Here is a 7,080-nt window from a genome sequence, read left to right as displayed (position 1 = left end):
GGGCTCGACGACCGTGGTCGCGGCGAACGACGCGGACAAGGGGATGGTCAGATCTCCTCCCCCCGCCCCGATGTCCAGAAAGGACCGGCGTCGGCGCAGCCTGCCCAACACCTCGCCGATTCGGACCAGTTCGGCCCCCTTCTCCGCGCAGGACGCGACGAAAAGCCGCAACTGCCGCCGATAGGTCCGCTCTTCGTCCATCTCCGCGCCGGATTCGGGCCGGTCCTGGCCCAGGCAGGCATGGCTGGTCATCGGGCGTCATACCCGGAAGCCGCCAGCGGGGACGGCCGCGCCGTCTCGTCCATCGGCCCGTCCCGACCCGCGGCCAGAAAACCGTTCACCATCCCGGCCAGCATGTCCGGGAACTGGTGCATCATCCAGTGGCCGCCCTGTCCCACCACCGTCAGGGCCACGGCCGCGTCGCCCCGGGCCGAAAGCCGCTCGTACATGGCCTGGGAGGCCTCGGGCGGGCACACCCAGTCCGCGCCCCCGGCCAAAAGAAGCGCCGGGGCGCCAAGCCCGTGAAGCCGCCCCATGACCCCGGGCCAGCGGCGCATGGCGGCCTCCTGCCCCCGGACGACCGCCATGTCCGGCGGCCGGGGCCTGGGGACCACCCTGTCCCACACCCCGGGATGGGCGGCCAGCCAGTCGGCCGGAAACATGGCCGCGCGCATTTCCTCGCCGCCCATGGTCCCCATGCGGTCAAGCGCCGGGAGAAGCGGTTCCATGTCCGCCGCGCTGGACAAAAGCGCCAGCGAACAGACCGCCTCCGGCCGGGCCAGGGCCAGCTCCAGGGCGATCATGCCGCCCATGGACCAGCCGAGCACGTCGGCCCGTCCGAGGCCCAGGGCCTCCAGGACGGTTGCGGCGTCGTCGGCCATGCGGCTTATGGAGATCTCCGCCCCGGCGGCCAGGGCCGACGGCCCCATGCCCCGGTTGTCCATGAGGATCACCGAGCGTCCGGCGGCAAGCCCCCGGATGAACTCCTGATCCCACATCCCGCTGGTCATGGCGTAGCCGGTCAGCAGCAAAAGCGGCGGCCCCTGGCCCGTGACGCGCACGTCCAGGGTCGCGCCGTCGGAGGCGGCCACGGTGCGCAGGGCCTCGGCCGTTTTCGCCCAACCGGCGTCCCGGCAGACAAACCCGGCCAAAAGCGCCACCGTAAGAAACGTGGCTGCGTAGCGCGTCAGGCGCGCGGCCAAGGGGAGTGCGGCCCGGAACATGCCCTTGTCTCTTTTTTCCGGCCCTTCCGGCCGGGACGGCAGGCGTCGCCGACGTCTTGTTTCAAGCGCGCGGCCAGGCCCGCGCGTCGTCTCCGGGCAGCGACGCTTCACAGCAGCGTGTCCGGCGACGTAACCTCCTCACGCAGGGAGGCATGTTCCGCGTCCCCGGGCAGGATGCCCGGCCGCCGCCGCAGGTCGGCGCACTCCCGGTCCCAAAGCTCCCCCAGATCGCCCTCGTCCGGCGTGGGGAGCTTTTGCATGCAGAAGGCGAAGGACACGGGCATGTTGTCGGCCAGGCCGCTGTCCGTGATCCCCTGGCCCTTGAGCCAAAAGGGATTGCGTCTGGCCACCAGATTGTGGCGCAGGGGGTCGACGAGCAGGAAGTGGCCGAGTTCTTTGTTGTTGTCGCACAGATACGACACATGCAGATTGTTGTGCCAGCGGAAGATGGTGGCCTGGAAGGGATTGTCCAGGCCAAAGCGCATGAAAAGCCCCCGGGCCGCGAGGCAGCCGTCCGCGATGCCGTGGACCCAGAAGGCGCAGCGGTTCACGAAGTCGGCGATGGGCAACACGTAGTGGGCACGGTACACGCCGCCAAGAAGAACAAAGAGCTTGTCCAGGTAGTGCGGGGAATTGAATGCCGGATATTCGTCTCTGAAGACGGGGCCGAAGCCCAGGGCCACGGCGGGTTCGGCCGATGTCCGGCCGAGCCGGGCCGCGCCCAGGACGGCGGCCAGGTCCGTTTCCGGCGACAGGAGCGTTTTCGGCGATACCCCGAGGCACTGGGCGTAGGCGGCCAGCCGTTCTTCGGGGACGCCCAGCCGGATGTCCGTGTCGATGGTGGTGGAGCTTCTGGGAAGGTTCAGGGCGGTCCAGGCCTCCCAGTTGAGAACATGCTCGGGATCATTGGTGTTTTTTCGCCAGTTCTTGCCCAGGATGCGCAAGGCCTGTCGCAAACGCCCCCCGGCCACGGGGTGGCGCGGCTTGGCGGGTCTGCCGGAACGTGAGGAATTGTCCATGAAGTGCTGCCGTACGTCGTTGATTCACCTATTCGCCAGAATTGACAGTTTTTTTACGCCCTGTCCAGGGTCGGCGCATGGTGCGCGCGGCGTTTCCGGATTATCTGGGTTTTTTGAGGCTTTTTTATGGCGAAAAAATCAGGAAAGCCCTCTTGTCCTTTTTCCCGACTCCAGCGCATAGACTTGTAGAAGGACCGGCAGCGGCAGGCATCGGGGCGCCGCTCCCGGCCGGGAACGCATCGCCGGATGGCGACGGCGGCCGGTGTGCGCAACGCCCGGGCCACGGCCTGGCGCACACTCCCGTATCCGGAACGCAAGGCGCGAAACACCGTGGCCCGGCCCGGCCGAAGCCGCGAAACGTCTCCGGTCCGGGGCATGCGACAGCCATATCGGCACACAAGGAGTCTGACCATGCGTCGTGAACATCATGCCATCCCCCTTTCCGCGTCCTACGCGCGGATCGCCCCCCGGCGCCCGGCCGCCCTGGCGGCCGTGCTGCTCGCCCTCGCCTGCCTGTGGACCGGCCGGGCCGAGGCCGAAATCTGCTGGGGCATGGTTTGCCCTAGCGCCATCTGCTGCTCCGGGCATGGGACATGCGTGGCGTACAACACCTGCGTGTGCGACCCCGGATACGTCGGGAAGGAGTGCCCGGCCAAGCCCGTGGCCCCGGACACGACCGCCCTCGATTTCGGCGCGGTGGCCGTGGGCAGCACCACGAGCCAATACCTGCCCTTGTCCATCCTGGCCGGTACGAGCGGGATTTCCGCCACGCTTTCCGGCGAGGGCAGCGGCGACTACACCGTCACCTCCTTATGCCCCGCCACGTTCGAAGCGGCGGGGACGTGCGCCGTCACCGTCGGTTTCTCGCCCACCGCCGTCGGCAGCCGCCCCGCCATACTGACCCTGGCCGCCACCTACACGGGAACCTCGGCTTCCGGCACCACGTATACCACGAACTCCACGTTGCCCGTGACGTTAAGCGGCACGGGAAGCACCACGGTCCGGGCCATCGCCGCCGATCCGGTCGCGGCTTCCACGCTGTATGCCGCCATCGCCGGTTCGGGGGTCTATGCCAGCGCCGACGGCGGCGCGACGTGGACGGCGGCCACCGTGCAGCCCTCCGACACCCGGCTGACGGCCCTGGCCATCAAGCCGGGCGACACCGCGACGCTTTTCGCCGCCACCGACGGCGGCGGGGTGTTCATCAGCCGGGACAGCGGCCTGACCTGGAACGCCTGCGCCGATACGGGCCTTGATTCCCCGAACGTCCTCTCGCTCATCGTCACCGGGGCCGGACAGCTTTTCGCCGGGACCGGGGCCGGGGTCTTCACCAGCGGAAACGACTGCTCCTCGTGGACGGAGCAAAACACCGGCCTGCCCGAATGAGGCCGGACCAGGAGAGCACCATGTCCGATCACGACATGCCCTGTCACCCCTATCGCCTTTGGCCGGGGCGGCGGCGGCTGCGTTCACGCAGGGGGATTTTTTTGTGGGTCGTGTGCGCCGCCGTGGCGGCGCTTGTGAGCGCGGCCGACGTCCTGCACGCCGCCTACGGCGACTGGGAGGGCACGGGTCCCCTGGCCACAGGCCAGGGCAACCGGGTGATCACGGCCCTGGCCGTGTCCCCGGCCGACCCGAACGTCATCTACGCCGGAACCGGCAGCGCCACGGTCTTTCGCAGCGTCAAACCGGCGGACCCGCCCTCCGGCCCGGCATCCGTGCCGACCGGGGCGTTGCTGCTTTTGATGGAATAGCGCCGCCCGGGAATGGCAACGGCAATCAGAGGGGTCGACGCGTGGCGGCGGGCCGCCGGGACTATCCCCGCCCTTTGGCCCGCTGCACGGCCACCATGGCCTCCAGGGAAAACTTCTTGACCCGGTAGCCCATCTGGCGGGGCGTGATGCCCAGGTCGCTGGCCGCCCGGTGCTGGATGCCCCCGGCCCGGCGCAGGGCCTCGATGACCACGGTCTTTTCCATGTTCTCAAGCGACGGCCCGGTCTCAAGCTCCGCCGTCAGCTCCGGCCCCTCCTCGCGCAAGGAACCGGACAGAAACGGCAGGATCATGTCCGTGCCGATGTGCTCGTCCTCGGCCAGGATCACCAGCCGCTCCACGAGGTTTTCCATCTCGCGCACGTTGCCCGGCCAGTCGTAGCGGGTGAGCATGGTCAAGGCCTGGGTGGAAAAGGACAGCGTGCGGGAATACTCCTTGGACACCTTGGTCAGGAAGTGGATCAAAAGGCTCTGGATGTCCTCCTTGCGGTCGCGAAGCGGCGGCACGCGCAGGGGAAAGACGTTTAAGCGGTAATACAGGTCCGGCCGGAAAGCCCCCGTCTCGGCCAGAAAGCCCAGATCCTTGTTGGTGGCGGCCAGGATGCGCACGTCCACACGCCTCGTCTTGTTGCTGCCCAGGCGCTCGAACTCCCGGTCCTGGAGCACGCGCAAAAGCTTGGCCTGAAGCCCCAGGGGCAGTTCCCCGATCTCGTCCAGAAAGATGGTGCCCTTGTGGGCGTCCTCGAAACGCCCGGGCTTGACGGAATCCGCCCCGGTGAAGGCCCCCTTCTCGTAGCCGAAAAGCTCCGATTCCAGGAGGTTCTCCGGAATGGAGGCGCAGTTGACCTTGATGAAGGGAAACCCCTTGCGATCAGACAGGTCGTGGATGATGCGGCCGATAAGCGTCTTGCCCGTGCCGGATTCGCCCAGAAGCAGGACCGTGGCCCGCGTGGGAGCCACCTTCTGGATCTGGCGCTGCACCTCCTGCATGGACAGGCTTTTGCCCACGATGTACAGCCCGCGCGATTCCTGGGACAACTGGTACTTGAGCGAGACGTTTTCCCGGCGCAGGTTCTCGACCCTGGCCGCCACCTGCTGGTTGATGCTTATGAACTGGGCGATCAGCGTGGCCACCACCTTGAGAAAGGCCACGTCCTCCTCGGAGTTCACCTCGTCGCCGAAAAGCCGGTCCACGTTCAAAACGCCCATGACCTTGCCGTGCAGCGAGATGGGCACGCCGATAAACGTCACCCGGCCCTTCTCGATTTTGCGCGCCCCGGTCTTGTCCAGAAAAAGCGGTTCGTTGCGGATGTCCGGAACCACGTAAGGCTTGCCGGTCTGGAAGATCTTCCCGGTCACCCCTTCGTTTAAGGCATACACCCCCCGGGCCTTCTCCTCGGGCGACAGGCCGTGGGAGACGCTGATGACCAGCATGTCCGAGGTCTGGTCGCGCAGGGTGATGGTGGCCCGCTTCATGCTGAGCGTGTCGGAGAGGATGCGCATGACATCGTGCAGGGCCCCTTCCAGATCCAGAGCCTTGTCGATGATGCCGCTTATGGCCGACAGCACGGAAAGCTGTAAATTTACGGTCGCGTGAGCCATTGTCTCAACTCGGCGAGCTGTGCCGCCACGGGCTTTGGTCCGGCGCCGCCTCGGGCGCTGCGTCGAGCCACGGCCGTCTCATAAGCAAGGATATGAAAGATGTCTGCATCCACAAGCGGGGACAACTCCCGAAGTTCAGCCAGGGACAAGGCCTCAATGCCGATGCCCCGGGACTCGGCCAGGGCCACGGCCCTTCCGGCCACATGGTGCGCCTCGCGAAAGGGCAGCCCCTTGGCCGCCAGAAAATCCGCCAGCTCCGTGGCGTTCAAGAATCCGGCGGACAAGGCCTCGCGCATGCGCTCCGAACGAAACCCGATCACCTTAAGCATCTCGGCCATGATGCGCAAGGAGGCCCGAACCGTGTCGTCGGCGTCGAAAAAGGGCTCCTTGTCCTCCTGCATGTCCCGGTTATAGGCCAGGGGCAGGCCCTTGAGCGTGGTCAGAAGCGACACCAGCGAACCATAGACCCGGCCGGTCTTGCCGCGCATGAGCTCGGCCACGTCGGGATTCTTCTTCTGAGGCATGATGCTCGACCCGGTGGCGAAGGCGTCAGGCAGGGCCACGAACCCGAACTGCGGGTTGGCCCACATGACGAGCTCCTCGCACAGGCGGCTTAAATGCATCATGATGAGGCTGGCGCAAAAAAGCCCCTCGGCCGCAAAATCGCGATCCGACACGGCGTCCATGCTGTTGGTGAACGCGGTCTCGAAGCCGACCGCCTCGGCCGTATAAAGCGGATCAAGCGGATAGGTCGTCCCGGCCAGGGCCGCCGCGCCAAGCGGCGACACGCGCACCCGCTTGCGGGCGTCGGCCACGCGCTCGAAGTCGCGCCGAAACATGGCCGCATAAGCCAAAAGATGCTGGGCCAGACTCACCGGCTGGGCCGGTTGCAGATGCGTGCACCCCGGCAGCAACGTCTCCGTATGCTCCCCGGCCCGGTCCACCAACACCTCGACCAGCCCCTTCAGACAGTCGCCCCAATCCGCCAGCGCCTCGTCGGCATACAGCCGGAAATCCAACGCCACCTGATCATTCCTGCTGCGGCCGGTGTGCAGCTTGCCGCCCAACGGGCCGATCAGCTCCGTCAGCCGGGACTCGATGTTCATGTGGACGTCTTCAAGCCCTACCTGCCAGACAAACGTCCCGGCCTCGATCTCGGCCGCCACGGCGTCCAGGCCCGACACGATCCCGTCCGCCTCTTCCGCCGTCAGCACACCCTGCTTCGCCAACATCCGGGCATGGGCCCGGGAACCGGCAATGTCCTGACGCCACAGCCGCCGGTCATAGGACACAGACTCGGTGTACGCCTCGACCAACGCATCCGTGCCCTGCCCAAACCGCCCACCCCACGGCTTCACAGCCATTTTTCCTCCATCGCCCGCGCTACGCGGCGAAGCGTAGCGCAGCACTTGGGGCTGCCGCCCCGAACCCCGCCCGGGGGAAATCATTTCCCCCGGACCCCCTGA

Annotated in this window: 7 protein-coding genes; 2 read left to right on the top strand and 5 right to left on the bottom strand. The window is 67.0% G+C overall.

Annotated elements, in window-relative coordinates:
- The 3 genes from V3572_RS02515 to V3572_RS02505 all read right to left on the bottom strand — a co-directional run.
- Nucleotides 1-252, bottom strand: a 252-nt coding sequence (locus V3572_RS02515; RefSeq protein ID WP_332109396.1) for a hypothetical protein, incomplete at its 3' end; no start/stop codon positions are given.
- A complete protein-coding gene (locus tag V3572_RS02510; RefSeq protein WP_332109395.1) occupies nt 249-1,223 on the bottom strand; it encodes an alpha/beta fold hydrolase in 975 nt (324 codons plus the stop codon). The genes V3572_RS02515 and V3572_RS02510, both read right to left, overlap by 4 nt.
- A gap of 107 nt (nt 1,224-1,330) precedes the next feature.
- The gene (locus tag V3572_RS02505) at nt 1,331-2,242 is read right to left on the bottom strand and encodes a hypothetical protein (protein ID WP_332109394.1); all 912 of its coding nucleotides are present in this window, start codon (nt 2,240-2,242) and stop codon (nt 1,331-1,333) included.
- 411 nt (nt 2,243-2,653) lie between these two features.
- On the opposite strand from V3572_RS02505, the gene V3572_RS02500 reads away from it, so the two are divergent.
- Both V3572_RS02500 and V3572_RS02495 read left to right on the top strand, forming a co-directional pair.
- Nucleotides 2,654-3,628: a choice-of-anchor D domain-containing protein gene (locus tag V3572_RS02500; protein WP_332109393.1), complete on the top strand. Its 975-nt coding sequence runs from the start codon at nt 2,654-2,656 to the stop codon at nt 3,626-3,628.
- Nucleotides 3,629-3,648: 20 nt separating this feature from the next.
- The gene (locus tag V3572_RS02495) at nt 3,649-3,996 is read left to right on the top strand and encodes a hypothetical protein (RefSeq protein ID WP_332109392.1); all 348 of its coding nucleotides are present in this window, start codon (nt 3,649-3,651) and stop codon (nt 3,994-3,996) included.
- Nucleotides 3,997-4,057: 61 nt separating this feature from the next.
- Here V3572_RS02495 and V3572_RS02490 read toward each other — a convergent pair whose 3' ends face one another.
- Complete coding sequence (locus V3572_RS02490; protein ID WP_332109391.1) at nt 4,058-5,614, bottom strand: sigma 54-interacting transcriptional regulator; 1,557 nt, start codon at nt 5,612-5,614, stop codon at nt 4,058-4,060.
- Entirely contained in the window at nt 5,596-6,978 is a 1,383-nt protein-coding gene (gene argH / locus V3572_RS02485) for an argininosuccinate lyase (protein WP_332109390.1), read from the bottom strand. The genes V3572_RS02490 and argH overlap by 19 nt, the downstream gene beginning before the upstream one ends.
- Nucleotides 6,979-7,080: the final 102 nt, after the last annotated feature.

This window comes from Desulfolutivibrio sp. (genome assembly GCF_036584575.1).
Lineage (GTDB): Bacteria > Desulfobacterota > Desulfovibrionia > Desulfovibrionales > Desulfovibrionaceae > Desulfolutivibrio.
The sequence above is the reverse complement of the archived record's forward strand: the minus strand, read 5'-3'. Positions and strand labels throughout refer to the sequence as shown.